We start from the raw sequence: 25,306 nt of genomic DNA on the forward strand, positions 1-25,306 counted from the left end.
ATACTTTGCGCTCCCTTCGGTCGCTTCAAGGCCGTGAATGACGGAAAACCCACCTCCGTCATTCCCGGCCTCGGCATGAGCGAAGCGAATGGAGAGTGTCGGGAATCCATGCCGGAACCTTGCCAAGCCCGGCAGAACCCCGCCCAAACTGAAACGGAACCGAAACGATTTTGATCCAGATTGGGGCATGGCGGTTTCCATGCGTCCGATACAGGCCTTGCGGCTGTGGCAACAGGTGTGCCTGCATGAGGTGCGCGACGACGCGCCGGACCTGACCATGCGCCAGATGGCGATCCTGTTCACCATCTATCTCGAACCGCCGCCGCATACGGTGCGCGGGCTGGCCACCAGGCTCAATGTCACCAAGCCGGTCATCACCCGCGCGCTCGACACCATGGGGGCGATGAAGCTCGTATCGCGCCATCGCGACGAGAAGGACCGTCGCAACGTGCTCATCCGGCGCACGGTGGAAGGCGCGCTCTATGTCGAGCGCTTCGGCGATGCTATTGTCGCCAAGGCACTCGACCTCCCGATCTGAAGGCATCCGACCTTGACCATCCGCGACCGCCGCCTGCATGCTTTCCGTCCCGACCTTGCCGATGCGCGGCTTGAAGGCGAAGTGGAGGCGGAACGCTTCGTTTCGGGCCGGCCGGCGCGAATTTCGGCTCCCCTGGCGGATGTGCTGACGGCGCCGCGGGCGGATGCCGGCGTCAACACCCAGTTCCTGTATGGCGACGACATACTGGTCTACGACGCCGCCGACGGCTGGGCCTGGGTGCAGGCCGAGCGCGACGGTTATGTCGGCTATGTGCGCGAGGCCGAGCTTGGCGCGCGCGGTACGCAACCGACGCATCTGGTGTCGGTGCCGCGCACCTTCCTCTATCCGGGTCCCGACCTGCGTTTTCCACGCGCCGGGGCGCTGTCGCTCGGCTCGGCGGTCACCGTGGTCGGCGCGGCCGAAACGCGCGGCACGCCCTATGCGCTGCTGGCGGACGGCAAGGCCGTGATCGCCCGCCATCTGGTGCCGGTGGAAGAGCGCGCGCCGGATTATGTGGCGGTGGCGGAAACGCTGATCGGCACGCCCTATCTGTGGGGCGGCGCATCGGGCTTCGGCATCGATTGCTCCGGCCTCGTCCAGCTTGCCATGCGCATGGCCGGCCGCGACGTGCTGCGCGATTCCGACATGCAGGCGGCGGGCCTCGGCGAACCGCTCGATCCGGGCGCGGATTATGCGGGCCTCAAGCGCGGCGACCTCGTGTTCTGGAAGGGACATGTCGCGATCATGACCGACCGGGACGGCATGATCCATGCCAACGGCCACACCATGACGGTGGCGCGCGAAGGCCTGCGCGAAGCCATCGACCGCATCGGCTATCTCTACGGCACTCCGACCGGCTTCCGCCGGCCGTAGCGGTGGTCAGGAATTGCCGCGCCGCAGGTGCTCGTCCAGCCGGGGCATGATCTCCACGAAATTGCAGGGCATGTGCCGGTAGTCGAGCTGCGCCTTCAGGATGCCGTCCCAGGCGTCGCGGCAGGCGCCGGGCGAGCCGGGCAGCACGAAGACATAGGTGGCGTTGACGACGCCGCCGGTGGCGCGGCTCTGGATCGCCGAGGTGCCGATCTTGTCGTAGGAGATGCGGTGGAACAGCGCCGAGAAGCCGTCCATGCGCTTCTCGAAGATCGGCTCCAGCGCTTCCGGCGTTACGTCGCGCCCGGTGAAGCCGGTGCCGCCGGTGGTGATGACCACGTCGATGCCGTCATCCTTCGACCAGCCGAGCACCTTGTCGCGGATCTTGTCCTGGTCGTCGGTCACGATGTCGCGCGCCGCCAATATATGGCCCGCTTCCGCGATGCGGTCGGCCAGCGTCTGGCCGGAGCGGTCCTCGGCGAGGCTGCGGCTGTCCGATACGGTCAGCACTGCGATGCGCACGGGGATAAAGGCGCGTTCCGTTGCCATGGGTCTATCCTGTCGTCGAGGTGGCGGCGACGAACCAGCCCGGCCGGTCGCGCCTGATGATGTCGGCCGCCGCCCGGGCGGCGCTGTCGCTGGCATAGAGGCCGAAGCAGGTCGCGCCCGAGCCCGACATGCGGGTAAAGGCCGCCCCGCTGGCCGCAAGGGCGGCGAGGCTTTCGGCGATCGCCGGGGCGATCGACAGCGCCGGCGGTTCCAGATCGTTGCGGCTGGCGGCGAGCCAGCCAAGCAGCGCCTCGAAATCGGCCTTGCCGGGCAGGGCCTGCAAGGGTGGATTCTCGCGGCTGGCGAGCCCGGAGAACACCTGCGGCGTCGACACCTCCACGCCCGGATTGACCAGAACCACGGCAAGCCTCGGCAGGCCGGAAACGGGCTCGATGCGCTCGCCGGCGCCGCGCGCCAGCAACGGCCGCGCGGCAAGGCACATGGGCACATCGGCACCGAGCGCCAGGGCGACGGCATCGGCAAAGGCGGTGTCCGCCAGCCGCCAGTGGCGCGCGAGTGCCCGCAGCGCCGCCGCCGCGTCGCTCGATCCGCCGCCGATGCCGGAAGCGATGGGCAGGTTCTTTTCAAGCCGTATGGATACGGGCCTCAGGTCCGCACCGCAGGCGCGCCGCAGCGCCTCGCGGGCGCGGACGACCAGATTGCCCTCGTCGACGGGCAGTTGGCCCCCATAGGACCCGTGAATGGAGAAATGGTCCCGTGCCGCCGGCTCGACCGTCAGGCGGTCGCCATATTCGGTGAAGACGACAAGGGTTTCCAGCTCATGATAGCCGTCCGGCCGCCGGTCGACGACATGCAAGGCGAGGTTGATCTTGGCCGGCGCGGCCTCGGCAAACGTGCCGACAGCCTCCGGCGGGGCATCCAGGGCGGTGTCCACGGATGGCAATCAGTCCTTGACGACGCGGTATTCGCCCGTCTTCGGGTCCTTCACCAAAGTGCCGTTCGCGCCCGTTTTCTGTTGCTGCTCGGCGCGGCGGATCTTGGCCGTCACCCGCTCGGCTTCGCGGACGAAGGCGCGGTAGCCGACATAGGCGATGATACCCACGGCAACGAAGAAAATGATCTGCGGCATCTCGGTTCTCCCGCGGCGCGATGCCGAAAGGCATCCGGCCGATCATAGCTCATGGTAGCGCGTGCGCGTGTCTTTTCAAAGGCCGAAGCGCGACCACAGGGCGCGCTCCTGTGCCGCATCGATCAGGCCGTCGGCCGCGGCGGCCGCGATCTCGGAGGGCATGGAGCCGGTCCGCGACCCGAACGGCCCGATCCGCGACAGCAGCCCGCGCTGGGCGCTGATCAGCTTGAGGCGGGTCTTGGCGCCATAGCGCTGCTTGAGCACCGAGCGCATGTCGCCCAGCGCGTCGACGAGGCCGAGTTCCAGCCCCTTGCCTCCGGTCCAGAACAGGCCGGTGAACAGATCCGGATCGTCGGCCAGCCTGCCGCCGCGCCTTTCCTTGACCATGTCGATGAAGGTGTCGTGGATCTCGAGTTGCAGGCTCTTCAGCCGTTCCACGTCTTCCTTCTTCTCCGGCCTGAACGGATCGAGCACCGACTTGTTCTTGCCGGCGGTGTGGACGCGGCGCTCGACGCCGATCTTCTTCAACAGCTCCGGAAAGCCGAAAGAAGCGGAGACCACGCCGATCGAGCCGACGATGGAGGAAGGGTCGGCGATGATCTCGTCGCCGGCCAGCGCGATCATGTAGCCGCCCGAGGCCGCCACATCCTCCACGAACACCAGAACCTTGCGGTTCTTCTCGGCCGCCAGGTCGCGGATGCGCTTGAAGATCAGGCGCGACTGCACCGGCGAGCCGCCCGGCGAATTGATCGAGATGGCGACGGCCGGCGCATCGAACGCGAAGGCCTTCTCGATCAGCCCGGCCGTGGTGGCCAGCGACAGGGCGGGACGCAGGGGCGAGCCGCCGGCCATGATGGTGCCATGCAGGCGCAGGACCGGGATGGTGACGACATTGGTGCGCAACGCTTTCGGCAGCAGGCGGTTGAAAAGTCTCTTCAAGGCAGGTGTCTCCGGCAATATGCGGGGCATGTAGGCATTCGGGCAGCCTCGGCAAAGGCATCAATCCCCGAAAAGCGAGGCGAGCCCGTTGTTGATGCTGTCGGTGTTCTGGCGGAAGCGGTCGCTGCCGGTTTCGTGAAGGACCAGCGGCGGGCGCATGACGAGCTTGCCGCGGCCGCCGCGCACCGCCCGGACCACGATACGGATCGCCGCCGCGTCCTCGCGCGGATGGATGGCCATGAGTTCGGCATTGCCGAAGCGGCCGCGCAGCGCATCGAGCAGGATCGGCAGGGATTCGGGCCGGGCGATGACCGAGACGCCGCCGCGCGGGCGGGTGACGGCGGCGGCACTTCGCAGCCAGCTTTCGAACAGCCCGTCCTCCATCACATGCGCCTGGCGTTTCAATTCGTCCGGTGTCGCCCGGTCCGCCCCCGCGTTGAAGGGCGGGTTCATGATGACGAAGTCGAAGCTGTTGTCGGCGAGCCCAGCCGCCTGCCTTGCCGTTCCGGTCAGCGCCACATCGGCCTGCAATATCTCGGCGCGGCCGGCCAGGGGCGCATTGTCCGGATGGGCGAGGGTGGCTTGCGCGAACGCCACCATCTCGGGCGCGCGCTCGACCAGCACCGCTTTCGCGCCGGCACAGCGCGACAGCACGGCAAGGCCGGCCGCTCCCGCACCCGCGCCGAAATCGGCCAGCCGCCCGGCGAAGGCGGAAGGCACGCTGGCCCCCAGCATCATGGCGTCCATGCCGGCGCGATGGGCGCCCCTTGCGGGCTGCACCAGGACGAAGCGGCCGCGATGGAAGGCATCGACGGTGTGCCGTGTGGCCTTGTCCGGCGCGGCCTGCGCCGTCATTGGCCGCGGATCTCGTTGGCGATGCCGGCATCCACCAGGATCTTGCGCGCGGCATCGGCCTGCTCGGCATCGACGAGGATGCGGCGCGGCAGGATGCCCAGCGAGCCGTCCACGATGCTCATGTTCTGGTCGGCCACCAGATAGGCGATGCCGGCGTCGCGCATCAGCGCTTCGATGAAGGAAATGACGACGGCGTCGTTGGTGCGCACAAGCTCGATCATGGCCGACATTTCGCAGCAAAAGACATGTCTGTAAACGCAGGGCTCATTGCGCCTCCGTCATGTGGGCGAAATGGGCCTTCAGGCGTTCTATGTCCGCGTCCGACCAGCCCTTCACGTCCGTCACCGCGACCCAGGCGTCGATATAGTGCTGCGGCGCATAGACGTGGCCGTGGCCCATGGGCGTGGTGGTGGCGGTCATCATGTCGACCAGCAATTGCAGGAAGCTGACGATCGGATACCACCGTATCTGCGGCGACACGTCCGGCCCGCGCGGCGCGTTCATCCATTCCGGCTGGCGATAGACCGACAGCGGATCGAAGAAGGTCACCGCGTCGCTCGCATATTGCAGATAGACGACGCGCAGCGGCCCCCAATGCGCGCCGGGAAGGTTCAGGGCGTTCTCCTGGCCGGTGAAGCGCACATAGGAGCCGTCGCGGAAGCGCGGCAGCCACACCGGGGAGCCGGCGTTGCGCCGTGCGGTGATCGAGCTCCAGAGCTGGCTGGAATAGGGCGGGCCGACCCACAGCGCGCCCTGATAGGGATCGCTAAGAATCTCGAACAGTTCGCTGGAGCGCTGGGAGTTCATCGCCCCGAGGCTCAGCCCGTAGAGATAGAGCTTTGGCCGGTTCTCCCGGGGCAACTGGGTCCAGTAGCCGTAGATTTCGGTGAACATCGCGCGCGAGACCTCGCCGCCATATTCGGGCTCGACCAGCAGCGACAGCCAGCTTGCCAGATAGGAATACTGGATGGCGACGCTGGCGACATCGCCGCCATGCAGGTAATCCAGCGTGTCGATGGCGGGCGGGTCGATCCAGCCGGTTCCGGTCGGCGTGATCAGCACCAGCGCCGAGCGCCCGAAGGCGCCGACGCGCTTCAGTTCCTCCAGCGCGAGGCGAGCGCGCTCCTCCGGCGTTTCGGCCGAGCGCAGGCCGACATAGACGCGCAGCGGCTCCATCGCCTCGCGGCCGAGGAAGGCGGCTATGTCGTCTTTGGAGGGGCCGGTCGCCACGAACTGCCGCCCGCGCCGGCCGATCCCGTCCCAGTCGAGCAGGGAGGCGGCGCTGCCGGTCTTGTTCGGGTCCTGCGGTTGCGGCGTGTCGGGCTCGATCAGCTCGTCGGCGGCCCGGAACGAGCTGTCCGCCACATAGATCCCGTAGCGCAGCAGCACGCCGTTGATGAGGCTGAAGAAGATCACCACCGCCGCCGCCACGCCGATCACCGCCGCGACGCGGCGCGGCAGGAAACCGCGCAGGCGGCGGTCGATGAAGTCGAGGGTGAGGCGGAACAGCCGGCTGATGCCGAGCAGCACGGCGAAGGTGGCAATGGCGATCAGGGCGATGCGCAGCGGGTCGACGCTGTCCACCGGCTCCATCCCCATCAGCTCGCGGATCGAGTTCTGCCATTCCGAAGCCTGCCACAGGAAGATCACCGCGATCGCCGCGCATATGGCGCCGGCCGCGCGCTTGACCCAGCGGGCGGCCGGCGCCTTGAGCACCGGCAGTTCGAGATAGCTCCACAGCCACACCCCCAGCACGCCGACGAGATAGCCGACGCCGAAGGCAAGCCCCGACAGCACGCCTTGCAGCAGCCAGTTGCGCGGAATCAGCGACGGCGTGAAGGACGCCGCGAAGAACAGCGTGCCGGTCAGCAGGCCGATCGTCGACAGGGACAGCGCCAGGCGCGAAAAGAGAGTGCCGGTGCGGGAAGTGAGGGAAAGGGACATCGTTTCGCCGTCGCCGTTGGAGCCATGAGCCGTGCCGGTTTCAGCTATAGGCGGTTGGAAGGGGTGTTTTCCAGACCATTCACGCGCCAATCGGGCACAAACCAGCTGTGTCCGCGCCAATTCGCCTCTTGCCGTCCAGCCGCCGTCTCCCTAGAGTCCGCCCGATATGCGGCCGCGTTGGCGGTCTCTCTGACGGGAGTTGTTTGTTGGGTATCGTTGTCAATCTCGAGGACGGCAAGCGCGAAGCCGCCACCATAAAGAAGCTGCTCGAGCTGACGGCTTCGGATATGGGCCGTGTCAACGAACTGATCCTGTCCAAGGCCGGTTCCGACGTGCAGATGATTCCGGAAGTGGCCAACCACCTGATCTCGTCCGGTGGCAAGCGCCTGCGCCCGATGCTGACGCTGGCGGCGGCGCAGATGTTCGACTATGCGGGCGACGGCCATATCAAGCTCGCCACCGCCGTGGAGTTCATGCACACGGCGACCCTTTTGCATGACGACGTGGTCGATGAGAGCGGCATGCGCCGCGGCAAGAAGACGGCGCGCATGATCTGGGGCAACCAGGCGAGCGTGCTGGTCGGCGACTTCCTGCTCGGCCAGGCCTTCCGCATGATGGTCGATGTCGGCTCGCTGGACGCGCTCGACATCCTGTCCACCGCCGCCTCGATCATCGCCGAGGGCGAGGTGATGCAGCTTGCTGCGGCGAAGAACCTCGACACCACCGAGGACGAGCACTTCGCCGTCATCAAGGCCAAGACGGCGGCGCTGTTTTCCGCGGCCGCCGAGGTTGGACCGGTGGTGGCCGGCGCCTCGCGCAACGACCGCGCCGCGCTGCGCTCCTACGGCATGAATCTCGGCCTCGCCTTCCAGCTCATCGATGACGCGCTGGACTATGGCGGGTCGAGCAGCGACCTCGGCAAGAATGTCGGCGACGATTTCCGCGAAGGCAAGGTGACCCTGCCGGTGATCCTGGCCTATCGGCGCGGCACCGGCGAGGAGCGCGCCTTCTGGAAGAAGGCGATCGAGGAGAATGACGCCGACGATGCGGCGCTTGAAAGGGCGATCGGCCTGCTGGCCCGCCACGGCGCCATTTCCGACACGATCGGCCGCGCCCGCCATTTCGGCGAAATCGCCCGCGACGCCCTGGCGCCGCTGGCTGCGACGCCGCAGAAATCGGCGCTCATCGACGTCATCGACTTCTGCATCAGCCGCGTGAACTGACCGCCGGTTCCTTCCATGACTTGTGCGAATGGGTGCGGTCGGCCAGCGTCTCGATGACCTGGCAATCGCACACGCGCCCCTGTGCGCATTCGTCGACCATCTTCTTCAGTTCCTTGCGCAGGGCCTGGAGGCCGGCAATGCGCCTGTCCACCTCGGCAAGGCGGATCGTGGCGATCTCGTCGGCCCGCGCGCAGGGCTGGTCGGGGTCGTCCTGCAACGACAGGAGCGTGCGGATGGCGTCGATGTCGAAGCCGAGTTCGCGGGCATGGCGGATGAAGGCGAGGCGGGCGACGGCCGCCGACCCGTAGCGGCGCTGCTGGCCTTCGGTGCGCAGCGTTTCCGGCATCAGGCCGATCTGCTCATAGTAGCGGATCGTCGGCACCTTCACATCGGCCCGCCGCGCCAGTTCGCCGATCGAGAAAGCCATGTTGAAGCCTCATAATTCTCTAGTCACTGGAGGAAAATAGGCATTCCATTCCCGCCTGTCATCCCGTCGGCCCGCATGATCATTCCTCTGCCGGCCGGATTGCGCGCGGCTGCCGGCAATCGTACAAATGCGCGCGACGCATCCGCCGGTCCGGCGGGCGCAAAATGACCCTGTATTGCGGCGTGATCCCAAAAAGGCCATGCTTCGCCGTCACAGGATGATATGATTGTCCCGGCACAGCGGCCGGGACGCTCTCGGCTGAAAGGATGACGATGCCGCATCAACGCATTCGCTGGCTCGCGGGTCTTACTGTGGCGACCGGGCTGGCCCTGTGCGGCCCGGTGGTCGTTGCCAAGGAAGCCTCGAAGCCCATTGAGATCACGTCGTTTTCCGGCGCCTATCTGGCCGCGCGCGTGGCCGAGGGCGACAACGATCTCGACAGCGCCATCATCTATTACAAGCAAGCCCTGGCCTTCGCGCCCGACGACGTGCAGTTGCAGCAGAGCCTGATGCTGACGCTGATCGCGCAGGGCCGTTTCGACGAATCGCTGCCCTATGCCGACAAGCTCAAGGAAGTGCCCGACATCGAACGCTTCTCGCGGCTGGCTCTGGCGGTCGATACCTTCCGCAAGAAGGACTATCCCAAGGCCGAATACTGGCTGAAGCTGTCGCTCCAGGCCGATCTCGACAGGCTGATCAGTGGCGTGATGACCGGCTGGGCGCGCCTTGGCGCCGGCCACGGCAATGACGCCGCCGCCTATGTCGGCAAGCTCAAGGGCCCGGAATGGTTCGACCTCTTCAAGTCCTATCACCGCGCCCTCATCGCCGATGCGGCCGGATTGAAGGACAAGGCGGCCGAGGCCTACAAGGCGACCGTCGACAACACCGCCGCCGGCGGCGCGGCGCCGGAAACCTGGCTGCGCAGCGCCGAAGCCTATGCCCGTTTCCTTGCCCGCGAGGGCAGGAAGGATGAGGCGCTCGCGGTGCTCGACCAGTCGGAAGCCTTTGTCACCGGCCGCGCCGAGATCGAGGCGCTGCGCGAGCGCATCGAAAAGGGCGAGGAGATCGCGCCCATGGTTTCGGGGCCGGCCGACGGTGCCGCCGAAATCCTGATCAACCTTGCCACCGCGCTCAACCGGGGCGGCGGCGAGCCCTTCGTGCGGCTTTATCTCGAATATGCGCTGGCGCTGAAGCCCAACAGTGACGTGGCGCTGGTGCAGCTTGCCGGCGTGGCCGAGCAGATGAAGGACGGCGAGCGCGCCATCTCCTATTACAAGCGCATCGCCGATGATTCGCCGCTCAAGCAGGTTGCCGAGCTGCAACTCGGCCTCAACCTGGCCGACCTCGGCCGCAACGACGAGGCCATCGCGCATCTGAAGGCGCTGGTCGAGGCGCAGCCCGACGAGATGCGCGGCTATCTGGCGCTCGGCGGCGTTTATGGGGCCAAGCAGAATTTCCGTGCCTCCGCCGAACTTTACGACAAGGCGGTGGAACGGCTGAAGGATCCGCAGCCGGAAGACTGGAACATCTTCTACCAGCGCGGCATCGCCTATGAACGGCTGAAGGAATGGACCAGGGCCGAGCCGAATTTCCGCAAGGCGCTGGAACTCAATCCGGACCAGCCGCAGGTCATGAACTATCTCGGTTATTCCTGGGTCGACAAGAACATGAACCTCGACGAGGCGCTGGAGATGATCCAGAAGGCCGTCGAACTGCGCCCGAGCGACGGCTACATCGTCGATTCGCTTGGCTGGGCCTACTACAAGCTCGGCCGCTTCGAGGATGCCGTGCGCGAGCTGGAGCGGGCCGTGTCGCTGCGCCCCGAGGACCCGGTGCTGAACGACCATCTGGGCGATGCCTATTGGCGCGTCGGCCGCAGGCTGGAAGCCACCTTCCAGTGGAGCTATGCGCGCGATCTGGAACCCGAGCCCGACGTTCTGGCCGAGGTGGAAAAGAAGCTCCAGAAGGGCCTGCCGCCCATCGAGACCAACACCGCGCAGGACACGGCGGCCTCGAAGTCAAAGCCGCCCGCACAGCAGGACGACTGACGGCAAGGGCCGGCTAAAGCGGATGCGGTGCGCGACGATGCGCCCCGCCTTTGCGGTACGCCGGCCGCGCTCTTTTCTTGACGCTCCGGGAGCGGGGCTCTAGAGCGTCGGATGCCCGGATAAATCCGGGCTGCCGCTCTACCGTCTGTTTTGCCGCATTTCTGCGACGCCAAGTGATTCCACTTGGCTGCAAAATGCTCTAGGGAAGGCGGCATCCTCCCATTGCCGTCGAGGCCGTTTCCGTGAACGCCGAACTTCCTGCCCATATGCATCCGAGCCGCTCGTTCCAGGGGCTGATCCTCACGCTGCACAATTACTGGGCCAATTACGGTTGTGCCGTGCTGCAACCCTACGACATGGAAGTGGGCGCGGGTACCTTCCACCCGGCCACGACGCTGCGCGCGCTTGGACCCAGGGCATGGAACGCCGCCTATGTGCAGCCGTCGCGCCGTCCCAAGGACGGCCGCTATGGCGAGAACCCGAACCGGCTCCAGCACTATTACCAGTATCAGGTTATCCTGAAGCCGAGCCCGCCGGACCTGCAGGAGCTTTACCTCGGCTCTCTGGCCGCCATCGGCATCGACCCGCTGCTGCACGATATCCGCTTCGTCGAGGACGACTGGGAAAGCCCGACGCTGGGCGCCTGGGGTCTTGGCTGGGAATGCTGGTGCGACGGCATGGAAGTGTCGCAGTTCACCTATTTCCAGCAGGTCTGCGGCATCGAATGCGCGCCGGTTGCCGGCGAACTGACCTACGGGCTTGAGCGCCTGGCCATGTATGTGCAGGGCGTCGACAATGTCTACGACCTCAATTTCAATGGCCGCGAGGGCGAGGAAAAGGTCACCTATGGCGACGTCTTCCTGCAGGCCGAGCAGGAATATTCCCGCTATAATTTCGAGTTCGCCGACACCGCGATCCTGCACCAGCACTTCATCGACGCGGAAAAGGAATGCATCGCGCTGCTCGCCGCCGGCGCGAAAAGACCCGAGGGCGAGCCTCATCGCCTCGTGCTGCCGGCCTACGACCAGTGCATCAAGGCCAGCCACGTCTTCAACCTGCTCGATGCGCGCGGCGTCATCTCAGTGACCGAGCGCCAGAGCTACATCCTGCGCGTGCGCAACCTCGCCAAGGCATGCGGCGAGGCTTTCCTCCAGACCGAAGCCGGCGGCTTCCAGAGCGCGCGGGAGGCTGCATAAATGCCCGATCTTCTGCTCGAACTTCGTTCCGAGGAAATTCCTGCACGTATGCAGCGCAAGGCTGCGGAAGACCTCAAGAAAATGGTCACCGACGGGTTGGTCGATGCCGGCCTGACCTATGAGGCGGCGCGCGCCTACTGGACGCCGCGCCGGCTGGCGCTCGACATTCGCGGCCTCACCGCCCGCTCGCGCGACGTGCGCGAGGAGCGCAAGGGCCCGAGCACCAGGGCGCCGGAAGCCGCCATCCAGGGGTTCCTGCGCTCGGCGGGGCTGGCTTCCATCGAGGAGGCGCATGTCCATTCCGACCCGAAGAAGGGCGATTTCTACGTCGCCCATATCGTCAGGCCGGGCAGGGCGGCGGAAGAGATCATCGCCGATCTGCTGCCGGGCATCATCCGCTCGTTCCCGTGGCCGAAGTCGATGCGCTGGGGCGCGGCCTCCGGCCCCAAGGGCAGGAGCTATGGCGGCGTCGAGGGACGCGGCGGCGACGCGCTGCGCTGGGTGCGGCCGCTGCAATCGATCCTGTGCACCTTCGGGCCCGAAACCGGCGAGCCGGTGGTGGTCGACTTCGAGGTCGAGGGCGTGCGGTCGGGCAACGTGACCTACGGCCACCGTTTCCACGCGCCGCAGGCCATCACCGTCCGGCGCTTCGAGGACTATGCGGCGGCGCTGGAGGCGGCGAAGGTCGTCATTGATGCCGACCGTCGCAAGGAAATCATCCTGACCGATGCGAAGAACCTCGCCTTCGCCAACGGCCTCGATCTGGTCGAGGACGAGGGCCTGCTGGAAGAGGTTTCCGGGCTGGTCGAATGGCCGGTGGTGCTGCTGGGTGAGTTCGAGAAGGAGTTTCTCGCCATCCCGCCGGAAGTGATCCGCCTCACCATCCGCGCCAACCAGAAATGCTTCGTCGCCCGCCCGCAGGGCGAGGCGGAGGCGCTGGCCAACCGCTTCGTGCTCGTCTCCAACATCGAGGCCAGGGACGGCGGCAAGGAAATCGCCCTCGGCAACGGCAAGGTGGTGCGCGCGCGCCTTTCGGACGCCGTACATTTCTGGAAGACCGATCAGGCCGATGTGCCGGATCTCGACCAACTCAAGGCTTCGGCGAAAAAGCTGGCGCTCGACCTGGCCAAGCCGCTCGACCAGCGCATGGCGCGCCTCGACCACCTGGGCGTGACCTTTCATGCCAAGCTCGGCACGCAGGGCGAACGCGTGGAGCGGATCGTCAGGCTGGCGCGCGAGATCGCGCCGCTGGTCGGCGCCGATCCCGACCTGGCGGCCCGCGCGGCGGTGCTCGCCAAGGCCGATCTCCAGACCGAGGTGGTGGGCGAGTTCCCCGAGCTTCAGGGAGCGATGGGCCGAAAGTATGCGCTGTTGCAGGGCGAGCAGCCTTCCGTCGCCGCTGCGATCGAGGAGCACTACAAGCCGCAGGGCCCGTCCGACCGCGTGCCGGCCGATCCGGTTTCGGTGGCCGTCGCGCTGGCCGACAAGCTCGACACGCTGGTCGGCTTCTGGGCCATCGACGAGAAGCCGACGGGTTCGAAGGACCCCTATGCATTGCGCCGAGCGGCGCTGGGCGTGGTTCGTCTGGCGCTCTCGGGCGAACGAAAGCTGGAACTGTCGAAGCTGTTCACGCTGGTTTTCGGCTGGCATGACGAGGCGCAAATCGAGAGGGATCTGGAGGATTACGAGGCCGCGCTGGCGGCCGAGGATTCCGGGGACGTCGATGGCGAGGAGGATTTTGACAACGCCGTTGCCGGCCATGAGCGGCGCATTCGGCGGGTGGCTGCCGAGAAGGTCGACCCCATGGTTGCCGATCTCCTTGCCTTCTTCCACGACCGCCTGAAGGTCTACCTCAGGGATCAGGGTGCGCGGCACGACCTGATCGATGCCGTCATCACGCCGCAGGCCGACGACCTGCTTGCCATCGTGCGCCGGGTCGAGGCGCTGGGCACCTTCCTCGACACCGAGGACGGCAAAAACCTGCTGGCCGGCACCAAGCGCGCGGCCAACATTCTGGCGGCCGAGGAGAAGAAGGGCACGGCGATTGCCGATGCGGTCGATCCGGGCCTGTTCCGGGACGAGGCGGAGAAGAAGCTGTTCGCGGCGGTGAATCAGGCCGAGACGGGCGCGCGCCAGGAGATCCGGAATGAAGACTTTTCCGCCGCCATGCGCGTGCTGAGCAGCTTGCGTGAACCGGTCGATTCCTTCTTCGAGCAGGTTCTCGTCAATGACGAGGACGCCGCCGTGCGCGCCAACCGTCTGGCCCTGCTGTCGCGCATCCGCGCGGCGACCGGCGAGGTGGCGGATTTCTCGCGCATCGCCGGCTGATCCGGCAAGGGGATGACAGAGCGTGGCCGAGATACTGCCCGCCGATAAGGCTCTGGAGCCGGCGCTGGCCCTGTTGAGGGCCGGCGAGGTCGTCGCCATTCCGACCGAGACCGTCTACGGCCTTGCCGGCGATGCCACCAATGGCGACGCGGTGGCGCGCATCTATGAGGCCAAGGGCCGGCCGCGCTTCAATCCGCTGATCGCCCATGTCAGCGACATGGAGATGGCCGGCCGCATCGGCCGGTTCGATCCGCTGTCGCAAAAGCTCGCCGAGACCTTCTGGCCCGGACCGCTGACGCTGGTGGTGCCGCTGAAGCCGGATGCCGGCATCCACCCGCTGGTGACGGCGGGGCTCGACACCATCGCCCTGCGCATGCCGCGCGGCTTCGGCGCGAAGCTCATCGCGGCGCTTGGGGCTCCGTTGGCGGCGCCCAGCGCGAATACCTCCGGGCGCATCAGTTCGACCTCCGCCGAGGCCGTGGCTGGCGATCTCGGGCCCCGCATCAGACTGGTGGTCGATGACGGGGCGACCTCGGTCGGGCTGGAATCGACCATCCTCAAGGTCGAGGACGGCAAGGTTCGGCTGCTGCGGCCGGGCGGCATCACGGCGGCGGAGATCGAGGCGGCGATCGGGATGAAGCCGGAGCGCGGCGCCAAGGGCATCGAGGCGCCGGGGATGATGCTTTCCCACTATGCGCCGGCGGCAGGCATGCGGCTCGCCGTCGAGGAGGTGTGCGCCGGCGAGGCGCTGCTGGCCTTCGGGCCGCAACGGGTCAAGGGCGCCGACAGGGCCGCGGCCACGCTCAACCTCTCGCCCTCGGGCAATCTGCGTGAGGCGGCGACCAATCTTTTTTCCTTCATGCGGGAACTGGACCGCGGCGGTACTGCTACGATTGCGGTCGAGCCGATTCCCGTGGAAGGGCTCGGCGAAGCGATCAACGACCGGCTGGCGCGGGCGGCGGCCCCGCGCGGCACTGAAAGCGGAGAATAGGACGCCATGGCTGACGCGGCACTTTCCCTCGACCCCGGTCTGGTGCAGCGTTTCGTGGAGATCGTCGGTGACAGGCACGCGCTGCGCGCCGCCGAAGACATCGCGCCCTATCTGGCCGAACCGCGCGGCCTGTGGCATGGGCACAGCCCGCTGGTGCTGCGGCCGGGCAGCGTCGAGGAAGTGAGCCGCATCATGGGTCTGGCGACGGAAACGCGCACGCCCGTCGTGCCGCAGGGCGGCAATACCGGGCTGGTCGGCGCCCAGGTGCCGGATGAAGGCGGCGGGCAGGTGGTGCTGTCATTGTCACGGCTCAACCGCATCCGCGAGATCGATCTTCTGTCGAACACGGTGACAGTCGAGGCCGGCGTCATCCTGCAGACCCTGCAGGAGGCGGCGGCAAACGCGGACCGGCTGTTCCCCCTGTCGCTCGCGGCGCAGGGTTCCTGCCAGATCGGCGGCAATCTTTCCTCCAATGCCGGCGGCACCAATGTGCTGGCCTACGGCAATGCGCGCGATTTGTGCCTCGGCGTTGAGGTCGTGCTGCCCACCGGCGAGGTGTTCGACGACCTGCGCAAGCTGAAGAAGGACAACACCGGCTACGACCTGAAGAATCTGTTCATCGGCGCGGAAGGCACCCTGGGCATCATCACCGCCGCCGTGCTGAAACTGTTCCCGAAGCCGAAGGGGCGCGAGGTGGCGTTCGTCGGCTTGCCTTCGGCCGAGGCCGCGCTTTCCCTGTTCGGCTTGGCGAGCGACCGGGCCGGCGGCGCGCTCACCGCCTTCGAGCTGATCGGCCGGCGGCCATACGACTACACGCTGCTGCACGCGGCGGGCGCGGTGCGGCCGCTGACCAGCGACTGGAACTGGTATGTGCTGATGGAAATTTCCTCCGGCCGCTCGGCCGAGGATGCGCGTGGCCTGATCGAGGACATTCTGGGCGCGGCGCTGGAGGCCGAACTGGCCGGCGATGCGGTGATCGCCGCAAGCCTCGGGCAGGCCGAAGCGCTCTGGAATTTCCGCGAGGTGCTGCCGGAGGCGCAGAAGGCCGAAGGCGCCTCGATCAAGCACGACATTTCGGTGCCGATAGCCTCGATCCCGACCTTCATCGAAGAGGCGGATGCGGCGGTGGAGCTTGTGTCGCCGGGCGCGCGCCCGGTGTGTTTCGGCCATATGGGCGACGGCAATCTGCACTACAACATCTCCCGTCCCGCAGATGGCGACGACGCGGCTTTCCTTGCCCAGTACCGCATCGTCAACGATGCCGTGCACAAGGTGGTGCGCGGTCTCCACGGTTCGATTTCGGCCGAGCATGGCATCGGCCAGCTGAAGCGCGACGAGCTGATCGCGACCGCGCCGCCCGTGGCCATCGACCTGATGCGCCGCGTGAAGGCGGCCTTCGATCCGGCCGGCATCATGAATCCGGGTAAGGTTATCTGATCCTATACGCGGACGGGTGTCGGTGGGATTTCCCTAACCATCTGGCAGATCAGCAAAATTTAACCGAATTTCTTAAGCGGGCCGGTAAGGCCCCCGCGTTACCTTGCCTTCATAACGAGGCCGAAAACGGCCCGGGGGAGACCGGAACACCGGCTCTCAGGAGAAACAGGAAGGCACTGATGCAATCTGGACTGAAGCCAGTCTGGGCGGGGCGCAACATGCGCCTCGACCCCTTTCGTTTGCCGCAGATGGTGAGCTATGCGAGCCGCGAGGCCCATGGCGACGTCACCCTGACCATCGACCATCGTGGCGCGGTGCTGCGCCGCACGCTGGAGATGAGCGGCCTGCCGGCGGTCATCGCGCTTCCGGCCAGCGTATTCCGCGGCGTTGCCGCCCGCGCGCTGGAGGACGAGGATGGCCACGTCACCGTCACGCTCGAACTGCTGCATGACGATCCGCTGCTTTCGGTGCCGCTGCTGGTCGCCCACGATCTGGACGATGTGGCGGCGGACTGGAGGGCCTGGGCCGAGGCCTATCGGTTGCCGATGCTGCTGATCGAGGCCGATGGCGTGGCGCGCACGCTGGAGGAATCGCTTGGCGCTGCGATCAAGAGCATGCCGGTGCAGGAGCGTCGTCAGGGCCGCGCGCCCGCCCGCCGCCGCCCGCGATTCCTCGCCCGCCGCCGCATGGGCGATCTGGGGCTGAGGCTGGTGATCGACGGCGAGGAGATCATCGCGCGGGAATAGGGCATCGGCCGAACCAGCGATGCGAACCGACGTTGGAACGAAAAGAACCCGGCAGGTGACTGCCGGGTTCTTCCGTTCAGGCGCTAAGAGCGATCTTAGAACGAACGCTGGAAGCGGATGTATCCACCCCAGTCGTCGTCGCCGTCGTTGTCGATATAGGCAACTTCCGGACGGATCACGAAGCCCGGGACGATGTCGTAGCGTGCGCCGACGACCGCGCCGAAGGTCTCGGAGTCGTCGTAGGAGAGCTGCACGTCCAGCGCGACCTTCTCATTGAAGCGGTACTGGCCACCGCCCCAGACGGCCCAGTCGCCACCCCAGGGCGCGTAGTAGCTGTCTTCGCCCTTCTTCCAGTCGGCGCTGGTGTAGCCGCCCATCACCCACAGGGTCAGAGCGTCGTTGACGTTGACGTCGACGCGGACCTTGCCGGAGACTTCTTCCCAGACCGAGTCATAGGCGACAACGCCCGAGATCTTGCCCCAGCCCTGCGTGAACGAGGCACCGGCCACGACATGCGGAACGTAGGAGTCGAGAGCTCCGTCGGCCGGAAGAGACCCGCCGCCGACTACACCCAGAACGGTGTTCGGGTTGACGAAGGTCGACCCCTCTTCCACGCCGAGGGTGGCGGAGAAGCCGTTGCCGGCATCGAAGGTGTAGGCGATCAGATGCGTGTTGCCCGGCGAATAGGCCACGATGTCATCGTTGACGACGGTGCCGGCCGAGTCGGTGAGCGTCTCGAACAGCGAGTAGGTGTAGGCGATGGTCAGGCCGCCGAGCTGGATGATCGCGTGATCGATGTTCCAGTTGTTGGTGGTGTAGGTGTAGCCTTCATCATCATTGATGGCGAAGCGTGCCGTCGAGTGATTGAAGTTGATGGCCATGTAGGCGCGCAACGTGCCGTACTCGGTCTCCGAACGGGCATCCAGGTTGATCTGGGCGCGCATCAGCTTCGAATAGGTGTCGTGCGTTCCATAGTCGGGACGAAGGCCGGCATCCCATTCGGCGAATTCCTCCTTGTCCACTACGTCTTGATGGCCGAACGCGCCAACGCCGATGTCGTAGCGCAGGTAGCCGCCGACCTTGAGGCAGGTTTCGGTGCCGGGGATGTAGTAGAAGCCCGCGCCGTAGACGTCGCAGATGCGGACGTATTCAGCGGGTTCCGGCTCGGCGACGACGATCGCGTCGGCGGCGCGCGCGCCGGATACTGCGACCAGGGCCGCAGCGGAGCCGAGGAGAAGGCTCTTGATGTTCATTTATGCTCTCCAGTTCAAAACTGAATGGTTTCCTAGATGCCCGAAGGCCGTGGGTGAAAAGATCGTGCGAGTCGCCCCTCTTTCCGTCCCGATTGATTTCCCAGCGGGCCGGTGGAGGCAAGGAAAATCACATCTTCAGGTTGTGTAAATTTATGAGATACAACCCTGATGTTGCAATAAGGGCACATTCTCGCCCCCTGCCGGACAGGGATGGAGAATGGATCCGCCCGTCAGATTTCAATCGTAAATAGATTATTGACAATAATACAACTTATGAGAGAGTGCGGTTCTCGATCTCCAGTCGAGAGAGGCCTCGTCCATGGGGAGGGGCGCGCCGTACCTTTGCGAGGCCTCTGTTTTTTTCCACTTTGCGCTCTTTTTGGCCGGCAGCAGGCGCCGGCTACCCGCGATCTGCGGGAAAGGAGCCATGCCCGCGCCGCACACCTAAAGGTTGCAAGGTGGCCTTGGGTGTTCCGCTTGATGCGAAGGCTGACCGGGCCGGCCAGGATCGTCGCCTGATCCGGAGATCGAACCAAGCTCAGGCCGGATCTGCTTCGAGAGAAAGCTTGGAAGCCGGTGCTCAAAGCATCGGCTTGAGGGCATTCCAGCAGGCGCCGCCGAGGAGGCCGAGGAAGATCAGCCAGCCGACCTGGTTGTTCGACTGGAAAAGCTTCAGGCACTGGTCGCCGTCATCGATGTCGAGAACCATGATCTGGCGGCCCATGTGAACGGCCGCCGCGATCAGCCCGGCCATGGCGGGCATCGGCACCTGGGCGTTGGCGAAGGCCGCGGCGAAGCACATCAGGGCGCCGGCGTAGAGCGCCACCAGCCACGATCTGGTGTTTTCGCCGAACAGGCGGGCGGTGGAACGCACGCCGACGATGGCGTCGTCCTCCTTGTCCTGGTGCGCGTAGATGGTGTCGTAGCCGATCACCCACATGATAGAGCCGACATAAAGCAGCACGGCGGGACCGTCGACGTCGCCGAATTCCGCCGCCCAGCCCATCAGCGCCCCCCAGGAGAAGGCGAGGCCGAGCACGAATTGCGGCCAGTTGGTGATGCGCTTCATGAACGGATAGGCCGCCACGATGGCCAGCGAGGAAATGCCGAGGCCGATGGCGAAGCTGTTGAACTGCACCAGCACGGCAAGCCCCACCAGCGCCTGCAGGATGAGGAACAGCCAGGCCTTGCGGCGGCTGACCTGACCGGAAGGCAGGGGGCGGGAACGGGTGCGCTCGACCTGATTGTCGATGTTTTCGTCGACGATGTCGTTATAGGTGCAGCCGGCCCCGCGCATGGCGACGGCGCCGATCAGGAACAGGATAAGCGTCGAGGGCAGGGGCAGCAGCGAAGCCAGCGAATCCTCGGGGCGCGCGTAGGCGGAAGCCGCCATCGCCGCCGCCCACCAGCATGGCCACAGAAGCAACTGCCAGCCGATCGGCCGATCCCAGCGGGCAAGCTGGGCATAGGGCCACAAGCCGCGCGGAAGGATGCGGTAGACCCAGTGGCCGCTCGGCGCGTCGGCGACGCGCCCCTGCGACGATCTCGACTGAATGGTTTCCATGCCAATCCAAGTGGCAGGCGGACGGCCAGGCGTCAAGAACCCTTGTCTCGTCTTGGGTGTACGCATATATGTACGCATAACGAATGGAGGCAACCATGGGCCATGTGACCGCCACGGAATTGCGAGCGAACCTTGCCGGCTATCTCGACAAGCTTGAGCAGGACCGGACGGAACTGATCGTCACCCGCCAGAATCACGAGCCCGTGGTGATGATGCCTCTGGCGGAACTGGAGGGTCTGCGGGAGACGCTCCACCTGTTGAGCACGCCGGCGAATGCCGAGCGGTTGCGCGAATCCATTGCGCAGGCGGATGCGGGTGAACTCGAAGAGCATGAATTGTTCGAACCATGAAGGTGCTCTGGACGCCTTCGGGCTGGGATGATTACCTTTACTGGCAGTCGGTTGATGTGGGCATCGTCGTTCGTATCAACGAACTTATAAAGGACGCGCGGCGTGCGCCGTTCGCAGGAATAGGCAAGCCCGAACCGTTGCGCGGTGAAGCTGCTGGATGGTGGTCCCGCCGCATCACGCGCGAGCATCGGCTTGTCTATCGCGTGACCGGCAAGGGCGATGCGCAGGCGCTGGAGATCGCCGCCTGCCGCTTTCACTACGGTAAATAGCCTTTCAAAACGAGGGATGCCGAGCCAGCGCCTTGACGTGGCGCGCTTGCGCCAATAGCGGAGCGTCATCGGTTTCGACGCGCGAGGTCTGCCCATGAACGTTCTTCTTATCGGCTCCGGCGGGCGCGAGCATGCACTGGCCTGGAGGCTGGCGGCTTCGCCTTTGCTGACGAAGCTCTATGCGGCGCCTGGTAATCCCGGCATCGCCAGGGAAGCCGAGCTGGTGGGGCTCGATGTGGACGATCATGACGCGGTGCGCCGCTTCTGCCTCGACCATGGCATCGACCTGGTCGTCGTCGGCCCGGAGGCGCCGCTGGTCGCCGGCCTTGCCGACGATCTGCGCCAGGTCGGCATCCGCGTGTTCGGCCCGTCGAAAGCGGCGGCACAACTGGAAGGCTCCAAGGGCTTCACCAAGGATCTGTGCGCGCGCTTCGGCATCCCGACCGGCGCCTACCGCCGCTTCTCGGCGCTGGAGCCGGCCAAAGCCTATGTGCGGGAGCAGGGCGCGCCGATCGTCATCAAGGCCGACGGTCTTGCTGCGGGCAAGGGCGTCACCGTGGCGATGACCTTGGAAGATGCGCTCGAAGCGCTGGACGCCTGCTTCGACGGCTCCTTCGGCAGCGCCGGGGCCGAGGTCGTGGTGGAGGAATTCCTGACCGGCGAGGAGGCGAGCTTCTTCTGTCTCTGCGATGGCATCACCGCACTGCCCTTCGGCACGGCGCAGGACCACAAGCGCGTCGGCGATGGCGACACCGGCCCCAACACCGGCGGCATGGGGGCTTATTCGCCCGCGCCCGTGATGACGCCTGAGATCGTCGAGCGCACCATGCGCGAGATCGTTGAGCCGACCATGCGCGGCATGGCCGAGTTGGGGCATCCCTTCCAGGGCGTGCTGTTCGTCGGCCTGATGATCGGCGAGGAGGGGCCGAAGCTCATCGAATATAATGTGCGCTTCGGCGATCCCGAATGCCAGGTGCTGATGATGCGCCTGAAGGAGGACCTGCTTGTCCTGCTCAACGCCGCCGTCGATGGCCAGTTGGCCCACACCTCGGCGCGCTGGCGCGAGGAGACGGCGCTCACCGTCGTTATGGCCGCCCGGGGCTATCCGGCCTCGCCGGAAAAGGGCAGCGTCATCCGTGGCGTCGATGCGGCGGGCAGGGACGATGTGGAAATCTTCCATGCCGGAACGGCCCTCCGCGATGGCGCGCTTGTGGCCAATGGCGGGCGGGTTCTGAACGTCACCGCCATGGGCGCCAGCGCCGGCATGGCGCAGACCCTTGCCTATGAGGCGGTCGCCCGCATCGACTGGCCGGAAGGGTTCTATCGCCGCGACATCGGCTGGCGCGCGGTGGAGCGTGAAAAAGCCTAGCGCAATTCCGGTTCAGGTGGAATCGCCCCTCATCCCCTGCCGGGACCTTCTCCCCGCAGGCGGGGAGAAGGATGCCGTCCGCAACGCTGGTGACTCCCCTCTCCCTGCTTGCGGGGAGAGGGTAAGGGTGAGGGGCCGTTTCGGGCAAAACCTGAACGATCTATCGCTTCGGTTCTAGCGAGCCGGTGCTGATCGGGTCGACACCGGCGGGCGGCGCGGCGGCCGCGACCTGTTGCGTGAGGGCTTCCAGCCGCGCGATGGTGTATTCGGCCATGCCGTGCCGGTAGCGGCCCATGGGCAAACCGTTCATGGCCAGCGACCAGCCTTGGCGCATTTTCTGCCAGCCTTCGCCCACGGCCGCTGCAAGTTGGCCAAAGCTCGGCAGCGGGAGGACCTCGGCATAGGCGATCCTGACCTCGCCCTTCAGCCCTTCGGCCCGCGCCACCGGAACCGGCACGCTGACCAGCATTTCGGCGGGAACGTCGATCAAGCCGCCGAACGGCCAGGCCTTGCGCAGCTCCTCGGCCGTCATGGCCGCGACATTGACGTCGATGTCGTAGGGGGTGCCGGGCACGCGATAGGGGCAGCGCCGCGCGTTGCAATTGGCCTGCGTGGCGAATTGCCAGAGTGCGTAGCCGCGCCAGTTGCCCTTCGGGAAATGCATGTCGATATCGGGCTTGTAGCGCGCATACCAGAGCGGCAGCCGCGACAGCAGCGGATAGCGGATACGGTTGTCGGCAATGTGCTTGGCGGTCGTGCCGTTGGTGTAGAGGATGGGAAAGCGCCCGACGCGCCGGTGCACATGGCGCACGAATTCCTCGGCATCCTCGAGCGACATCCATTTTTCCGGGTCGTTGTCCTCGATGTCGAGCGCCAGCAGGTCGTCCGGTCCGGGGTTGGCGAAATCGATGAAATTGTTGGCCTGCTCGATCGGGTTGCCGGGGCGGGCCAGATGATAGGCGCCCCATTCGAGCCCGAGCGCGCGCGCGATGGTGCGGCGGGTGTGGAACAGTTCCTTTGCCACCGCATGGCGGCGGAACAGCGCCCGGCACAGCCGCACCTCCGTCTCGTCGCCCTTGCAGGCATAGGGCGGCGGCAGCCCGTCGGAGGCCTTGTTGATGAAGCCGGTGATGCGCTTGTCGGTGGCCAGCGCCATCCAGTCGATGGAGTTGTACTCATAGGCGTCGATGACCAGCGCCCGGTCCTCGCGCTTCCACGGTTCCGTGAAGTCGGATGCCTGCGCCGAGGGCGTCGCGGTGGCGATCGCCGCTGCCGCCAGTACCATCCGCCAGAAGCTCAGCCGTCGCGTTCCCAAGCCGTGTTTTCCCTGCGATTGACCGTCAATCCTCGCCCTTTATGGTTAACGGATTGTTGTCACCGGCCGCGGCAGCTTTCGGCCCGCCGAAAGTCGCAGGCGGTCGGCGGAAAATCCGCGTGACAAAGTTTGACGTTTACGTAAAAAGGAAAACGACGAGGCCGGCGTTCGGGAATGCGGGCCTTCGCTGCGTCATCAGCTTCAGGAGGAGCCTGCATGTATCGTGCACCGGTCGATGAAATCGCCTTCACCCTCAAGCATGTCGCCGGGCTGGAGGAAGCGCTGGCTTCCGGCGCGCTGGGCGATCTGGGCAGCGATCTGGTCGATGCGGTGCTGGCCGAGGCCGGGCGTTTCGCGACCGAGGAGGTGGCGCCTCTCTACAAGGCGGGCGACGAGGTCGGCGCCGTTCTGAAGGATGCGGCGGTCACCACGCCGCCCGGCTGGAAGGAGCTCTACACCCGTTGGCGCGAAGGCGGCTGGAACGGGCTGACCGGGCCGGAAGAATTCGGCGGGCAAGGGCTGCCGATGATGCTGTCGGTTGCCGTTCTGGAGATGTGGAACTCGGCCTCCATGGCCTTCGGCATCGGGCCGACCTTGACCATGGGCGCGGTCGAGGCGCTGGAGAAGCACGCGACCGGGGACCTGAAGCGAACCTATCTGGAAAAGCTGGTGTCGGGCGAATGGATGGGCACCATGAACCTGACCGAGCCGCAGGCCGGCTCCGATCTTGCCGCGCTGCGCACCCGCGCCGAGCGGGCGGGCGACGGCACCTATCGCCTCTTCGGCCAGAAGATCTTCATCACCTATGGCGAGCACGATTTCACCGACAACATCGTGCATCTGGTGCTGGCGCGCCTGCCCGATGCGCCGGCCGGCACGCGCGGAATCTCGCTGTTCCTGGTGCCGAAGTTCCTCGTCAACGAGGACGGTTTGCCGGGCCGCCGCAACGATGTGTTCTGCTCGGGTCTGGAGCACAAGCTCGGCATTCACGGCTCGCCCACCTGCACCATGATCTATGGCGACGGCTTCGGCGGCGCGGAGCCCGGCGCTGTCGGCTGGCTGATCGGCGAGGAGAACAAGGGCCTCGCCTGCATGTTCACCATGATGAACAATGCGCGTCTGGCCGTCGGCATGCAGGGCGTGGCCATCGCCGAGGCGGCGTTCCAGAAGGCACTCGCCTATGCCAATGAGCGCCGGCAGGGCAAGGCGTCCTCCTATGCGGGCGAGGGCATGGCGCCGATCGTCCATCACCCGGACGTGCAGCGCAATCTGCTGACCATGAAGGCGCTGACCCGGATTGCCCGCTCCATTTCCTATGCGTGTGCCCATGCCATCGACATGGCGCGTGTCTCGAAGGGTGCCGATGCGCAGCACTGGCGCGACCGCGCCAATCTGCTGACCCCGCTCGCCAAGGCCTTTTCCACCGATGTCGGTGTCGATGCCGCCTCGCTCGGCGTGCAGGTGCATGGCGGCATGGGCTACATCGAGGAAACGGGCGCGGCCGCCTTCTATCGCGACGCGCGCATCGCCCCGATCTATGAGGGCACCAACGGCATTCAGGCCATCGACCTCGTCACCCGCAAGCTGCCGCTGGGCGAGGGGCAGCATGTGCATGGCTATATCGAGGAGCTTGGCTCGGTTGTCGCCGGGATGCGGGAAGCTTCCGGCCTCGGCCGCAGCGCCGACCTGCTCGAAACTGCCCTTGCCGATCTTTCGGAGGCGACACGCTATTTGCAGGAAAAGCTGGACGGCAATTCCGTGCAGGAGGTGCTGAGCGGCGCGACGCCCTATCTGCGCCTGTTCTCGCTGGGGGCGGGCGGGGCCTATCTTGCGCGCGCCGCACTGGCCGATCAGGGCGCCGACCGCGTGGCCCTCGCCCGTTTCTTCGCGGAGAACATGCTGGGCGAGGTCGCCGCCTTGAAGGAACGCGTCATCGGCGGGGCGGAAAGCCTCGGCCTTGCCGGCGCATCGCTGATAACGGCCTGACCGGCCCGGGAGGACATAT

24 protein-coding genes are annotated in these 25,306 nt (G+C 66.1%); 13 read left to right on the forward strand and 11 right to left on the reverse strand.

From position 1 onward, the window contains the following. Window positions 1–187: 187 nt before the first annotated feature. Window positions 188–538 (forward strand): MarR family transcriptional regulator, encoded by a 351-nt coding sequence (locus ABID37_RS16190; RefSeq protein WP_354196586.1) that lies wholly within the window; start codon window positions 188–190, stop codon window positions 536–538. A gap of 12 nt (window positions 539–550) precedes the next feature. Next, the gene (locus tag ABID37_RS16195; RefSeq protein WP_354196588.1) at window positions 551–1,411 is read left to right on the forward strand and encodes a C40 family peptidase; all 861 of its coding nucleotides are present in this window, start codon (window positions 551–553) and stop codon (window positions 1,409–1,411) included. Between the two features lie 6 nt (window positions 1,412–1,417). Here ABID37_RS16195 and moaB read toward each other — a convergent pair whose 3' ends face one another. The 7 genes from moaB to ABID37_RS16230 form a co-directional block, all read right to left on the reverse strand. Further along, a complete protein-coding gene (gene moaB, locus ABID37_RS16200; RefSeq protein WP_354196591.1) occupies window positions 1,418–1,957 on the reverse strand; it encodes a molybdenum cofactor biosynthesis protein B in 540 nt (179 codons plus the stop codon). A 4-nt stretch (window positions 1,958–1,961) separates the two neighbouring features. Continuing rightward, entirely contained in the window at window positions 1,962–2,852 is an 891-nt protein-coding gene (locus tag ABID37_RS16205) for a 4-(cytidine 5'-diphospho)-2-C-methyl-D-erythritol kinase (RefSeq protein ID WP_354196593.1), read from the reverse strand. A gap of 9 nt (window positions 2,853–2,861) precedes the next feature. Then, window positions 2,862–3,047: a hypothetical protein gene (locus ABID37_RS16210; RefSeq protein WP_354196595.1), complete on the reverse strand. Its 186-nt coding sequence runs from the start codon at window positions 3,045–3,047 to the stop codon at window positions 2,862–2,864. Between the two features lie 75 nt (window positions 3,048–3,122). After that, a complete protein-coding gene (locus tag ABID37_RS16215; protein ID WP_354196597.1) occupies window positions 3,123–3,986 on the reverse strand; it encodes a S49 family peptidase in 864 nt (287 codons plus the stop codon). Between the two features lie 60 nt (window positions 3,987–4,046). Continuing rightward, window positions 4,047–4,841 carry a tRNA1(Val) (adenine(37)-N6)-methyltransferase gene (locus ABID37_RS16220; protein WP_354196599.1) on the reverse strand — a complete coding sequence of 265 codons (795 nt, stop codon included), beginning with the start codon at window positions 4,839–4,841 and terminating at the stop codon, window positions 4,047–4,049. After that, window positions 4,838–5,062, reverse strand: a complete 225-nt coding sequence (locus ABID37_RS16225; RefSeq protein ID WP_354196601.1) for a putative signal transducing protein — start codon at window positions 5,060–5,062, stop codon at window positions 4,838–4,840. The genes ABID37_RS16220 and ABID37_RS16225 overlap by 4 nt, the downstream gene beginning before the upstream one ends. A 43-nt stretch (window positions 5,063–5,105) precedes the next feature. Continuing rightward, window positions 5,106–6,785 carry an alpha/beta hydrolase gene (locus tag ABID37_RS16230; RefSeq protein ID WP_354196603.1) on the reverse strand — a complete coding sequence of 560 codons (1,680 nt, stop codon included), beginning with the start codon at window positions 6,783–6,785 and terminating at the stop codon, window positions 5,106–5,108. A 206-nt stretch (window positions 6,786–6,991) separates the two neighbouring features. On the opposite strand from ABID37_RS16230, the gene ABID37_RS16235 reads away from it, so the two are divergent. Further along, entirely contained in the window at window positions 6,992–8,008 is a 1,017-nt protein-coding gene (locus ABID37_RS16235) for a polyprenyl synthetase family protein (RefSeq protein ID WP_354196605.1), read from the forward strand. Here ABID37_RS16235 and ABID37_RS16240 read toward each other — a convergent pair. Beyond that, window positions 7,992–8,435, reverse strand: a complete 444-nt coding sequence (locus ABID37_RS16240) for a MerR family transcriptional regulator (RefSeq protein WP_354196607.1) — start codon at window positions 8,433–8,435, stop codon at window positions 7,992–7,994. The two genes, ABID37_RS16235 and ABID37_RS16240, sit on opposite strands and share 17 nt — an antisense overlap. Before the next feature lie 272 nt (window positions 8,436–8,707). On the opposite strand from ABID37_RS16240, the gene ABID37_RS16245 reads away from it, so the two are divergent. The 6 genes from ABID37_RS16245 to ABID37_RS16270 all read left to right on the forward strand — a co-directional run bounded on the left by ABID37_RS16245 (window position 8,708) and on the right by ABID37_RS16270 (window position 17,181). Then, window positions 8,708–10,483 (forward strand): tetratricopeptide repeat protein, encoded by a 1,776-nt coding sequence (locus ABID37_RS16245; RefSeq protein WP_354196609.1) that lies wholly within the window; start codon window positions 8,708–8,710, stop codon window positions 10,481–10,483. 242 nt (window positions 10,484–10,725) lie between these two features. Next, window positions 10,726–11,679, forward strand: coding sequence for a glycine--tRNA ligase subunit alpha (locus ABID37_RS16250; RefSeq protein ID WP_354196611.1), 954 nt, complete (start codon window positions 10,726–10,728; stop codon window positions 11,677–11,679). Continuing rightward, window positions 11,680–14,007 carry a glycine--tRNA ligase subunit beta gene (gene glyS / locus ABID37_RS16255; RefSeq protein ID WP_354196613.1) on the forward strand — a complete coding sequence of 776 codons (2,328 nt, stop codon included), beginning with the start codon at window positions 11,680–11,682 and terminating at the stop codon, window positions 14,005–14,007. Window positions 14,008–14,029: 22 nt separating this feature from the next. Continuing rightward, entirely contained in the window at window positions 14,030–14,998 is a 969-nt protein-coding gene (locus ABID37_RS16260; RefSeq protein WP_354196615.1) for an L-threonylcarbamoyladenylate synthase, read from the forward strand. Between the two features lie 6 nt (window positions 14,999–15,004). After that, window positions 15,005–16,435 (forward strand): FAD-binding oxidoreductase, encoded by a 1,431-nt coding sequence (locus tag ABID37_RS16265; protein ID WP_354196617.1) that lies wholly within the window; start codon window positions 15,005–15,007, stop codon window positions 16,433–16,435. A 179-nt stretch (window positions 16,436–16,614) separates the two neighbouring features. Next, window positions 16,615–17,181: a DUF6101 family protein gene (locus ABID37_RS16270; RefSeq protein ID WP_354196619.1), complete on the forward strand. Its 567-nt coding sequence runs from the start codon at window positions 16,615–16,617 to the stop codon at window positions 17,179–17,181. A gap of 95 nt (window positions 17,182–17,276) precedes the next feature. Here the strand turns inward: ABID37_RS16270 and ABID37_RS16275 are convergent, their stop codons facing one another. Continuing rightward, a complete protein-coding gene (locus ABID37_RS16275) occupies window positions 17,277–18,434 on the reverse strand; it encodes a porin (protein WP_354196621.1) in 1,158 nt (385 codons plus the stop codon). Window positions 18,435–19,014: 580 nt separating this feature from the next. Continuing rightward, window positions 19,015–19,998 (reverse strand): 4-hydroxybenzoate octaprenyltransferase, encoded by a 984-nt coding sequence (gene ubiA / locus ABID37_RS16280; RefSeq protein ID WP_354196623.1) that lies wholly within the window; start codon window positions 19,996–19,998, stop codon window positions 19,015–19,017. Between the two features lie 95 nt (window positions 19,999–20,093). Here ubiA and ABID37_RS16285 point away from each other — a divergent pair, with 95 nt between their 5' ends. The 3 genes from ABID37_RS16285 to purD all read left to right on the forward strand — a co-directional run bounded on the left by ABID37_RS16285 (window position 20,094) and on the right by purD (window position 21,986). Further along, entirely contained in the window at window positions 20,094–20,348 is a 255-nt protein-coding gene (locus ABID37_RS16285; protein WP_354196625.1) for a type II toxin-antitoxin system Phd/YefM family antitoxin, read from the forward strand. Then, the gene (locus ABID37_RS16290; protein ID WP_354196627.1) at window positions 20,345–20,617 is read left to right on the forward strand and encodes a Txe/YoeB family addiction module toxin; all 273 of its coding nucleotides are present in this window, start codon (window positions 20,345–20,347) and stop codon (window positions 20,615–20,617) included. The genes ABID37_RS16285 and ABID37_RS16290 overlap by 4 nt, the downstream gene beginning before the upstream one ends. 94 nt (window positions 20,618–20,711) lie before the next feature. Continuing rightward, window positions 20,712–21,986 carry a phosphoribosylamine--glycine ligase gene (gene purD, locus ABID37_RS16295; RefSeq protein ID WP_354196629.1) on the forward strand — a complete coding sequence of 425 codons (1,275 nt, stop codon included), beginning with the start codon at window positions 20,712–20,714 and terminating at the stop codon, window positions 21,984–21,986. A 160-nt stretch (window positions 21,987–22,146) separates the two neighbouring features. Here purD and ABID37_RS16300 read toward each other — a convergent pair whose 3' ends face one another. Next, the gene (locus ABID37_RS16300; protein ID WP_354196777.1) at window positions 22,147–23,271 is read right to left on the reverse strand and encodes a glycoside hydrolase family 25 protein; all 1,125 of its coding nucleotides are present in this window, start codon (window positions 23,269–23,271) and stop codon (window positions 22,147–22,149) included. A 246-nt stretch (window positions 23,272–23,517) separates the two neighbouring features. On the opposite strand from ABID37_RS16300, the gene ABID37_RS16305 reads away from it, so the two are divergent. Beyond that, window positions 23,518–25,287, forward strand: a complete 1,770-nt coding sequence (locus ABID37_RS16305; protein WP_354196631.1) for an acyl-CoA dehydrogenase family protein — start codon at window positions 23,518–23,520, stop codon at window positions 25,285–25,287. The last annotated feature ends 19 nt before the right edge of the window (window positions 25,288–25,306 follow it).

It is taken from the genome of Aquamicrobium terrae (genome assembly GCF_040545735.1).
Taxonomy (GTDB): Bacteria; Pseudomonadota; Alphaproteobacteria; order Rhizobiales; family Rhizobiaceae; genus Mesorhizobium; species Mesorhizobium terrae_A.

Coding starts and splice junctions, on each gene's coding strand:
- ABID37_RS16190 (WP_354196586.1), top strand. CDS start 188: ATGGCGGTTTCCATGCGTCCGATACAGGCCTTGCGGCTGTGGCAACAG.
- moaB (WP_354196591.1), bottom strand. CDS start 1,957: ATGGCAACGGAACGCGCCTTTATCCCCGTGCGCATCGCAGTGCTGACC.
- ABID37_RS16210 (WP_354196595.1), bottom strand. CDS start 3,047: ATGCCGCAGATCATTTTCTTCGTTGCCGTGGGTATCATCGCCTATGTC.
- ABID37_RS16220 (WP_354196599.1), bottom strand. CDS start 4,841: ATGACGGCGCAGGCCGCGCCGGACAAGGCCACACGGCACACCGTCGAT.
- ABID37_RS16225 (WP_354196601.1), bottom strand. CDS start 5,062: ATGATCGAGCTTGTGCGCACCAACGACGCCGTCGTCATTTCCTTCATC.
- ABID37_RS16230 (WP_354196603.1), bottom strand. CDS start 6,785: ATGTCCCTTTCCCTCACTTCCCGCACCGGCACTCTCTTTTCGCGCCTG.
- ABID37_RS16240 (WP_354196607.1), bottom strand. CDS start 8,435: ATGGCTTTCTCGATCGGCGAACTGGCGCGGCGGGCCGATGTGAAGGTG.
- ABID37_RS16245 (WP_354196609.1), top strand. CDS start 8,708: ATGCCGCATCAACGCATTCGCTGGCTCGCGGGTCTTACTGTGGCGACC.
- glyS (WP_354196613.1), top strand. CDS start 11,680: ATGCCCGATCTTCTGCTCGAACTTCGTTCCGAGGAAATTCCTGCACGT.
- ABID37_RS16265 (WP_354196617.1), top strand. CDS start 15,005: ATGGCTGACGCGGCACTTTCCCTCGACCCCGGTCTGGTGCAGCGTTTC.
- ABID37_RS16270 (WP_354196619.1), top strand. CDS start 16,615: ATGCAATCTGGACTGAAGCCAGTCTGGGCGGGGCGCAACATGCGCCTC.
- ABID37_RS16275 (WP_354196621.1), bottom strand. CDS start 18,434: ATGAACATCAAGAGCCTTCTCCTCGGCTCCGCTGCGGCCCTGGTCGCA.
- ubiA (WP_354196623.1), bottom strand. CDS start 19,998: ATGGAAACCATTCAGTCGAGATCGTCGCAGGGGCGCGTCGCCGACGCG.
- ABID37_RS16285 (WP_354196625.1), top strand. CDS start 20,094: ATGGGCCATGTGACCGCCACGGAATTGCGAGCGAACCTTGCCGGCTAT.
- ABID37_RS16290 (WP_354196627.1), top strand. CDS start 20,345: ATGAAGGTGCTCTGGACGCCTTCGGGCTGGGATGATTACCTTTACTGG.
- purD (WP_354196629.1), top strand. CDS start 20,712: ATGAACGTTCTTCTTATCGGCTCCGGCGGGCGCGAGCATGCACTGGCC.
- ABID37_RS16300 (WP_354196777.1), bottom strand. CDS start 23,271: ATGGTACTGGCGGCAGCGGCGATCGCCACCGCGACGCCCTCGGCGCAG.
- ABID37_RS16305 (WP_354196631.1), top strand. CDS start 23,518: ATGTATCGTGCACCGGTCGATGAAATCGCCTTCACCCTCAAGCATGTC.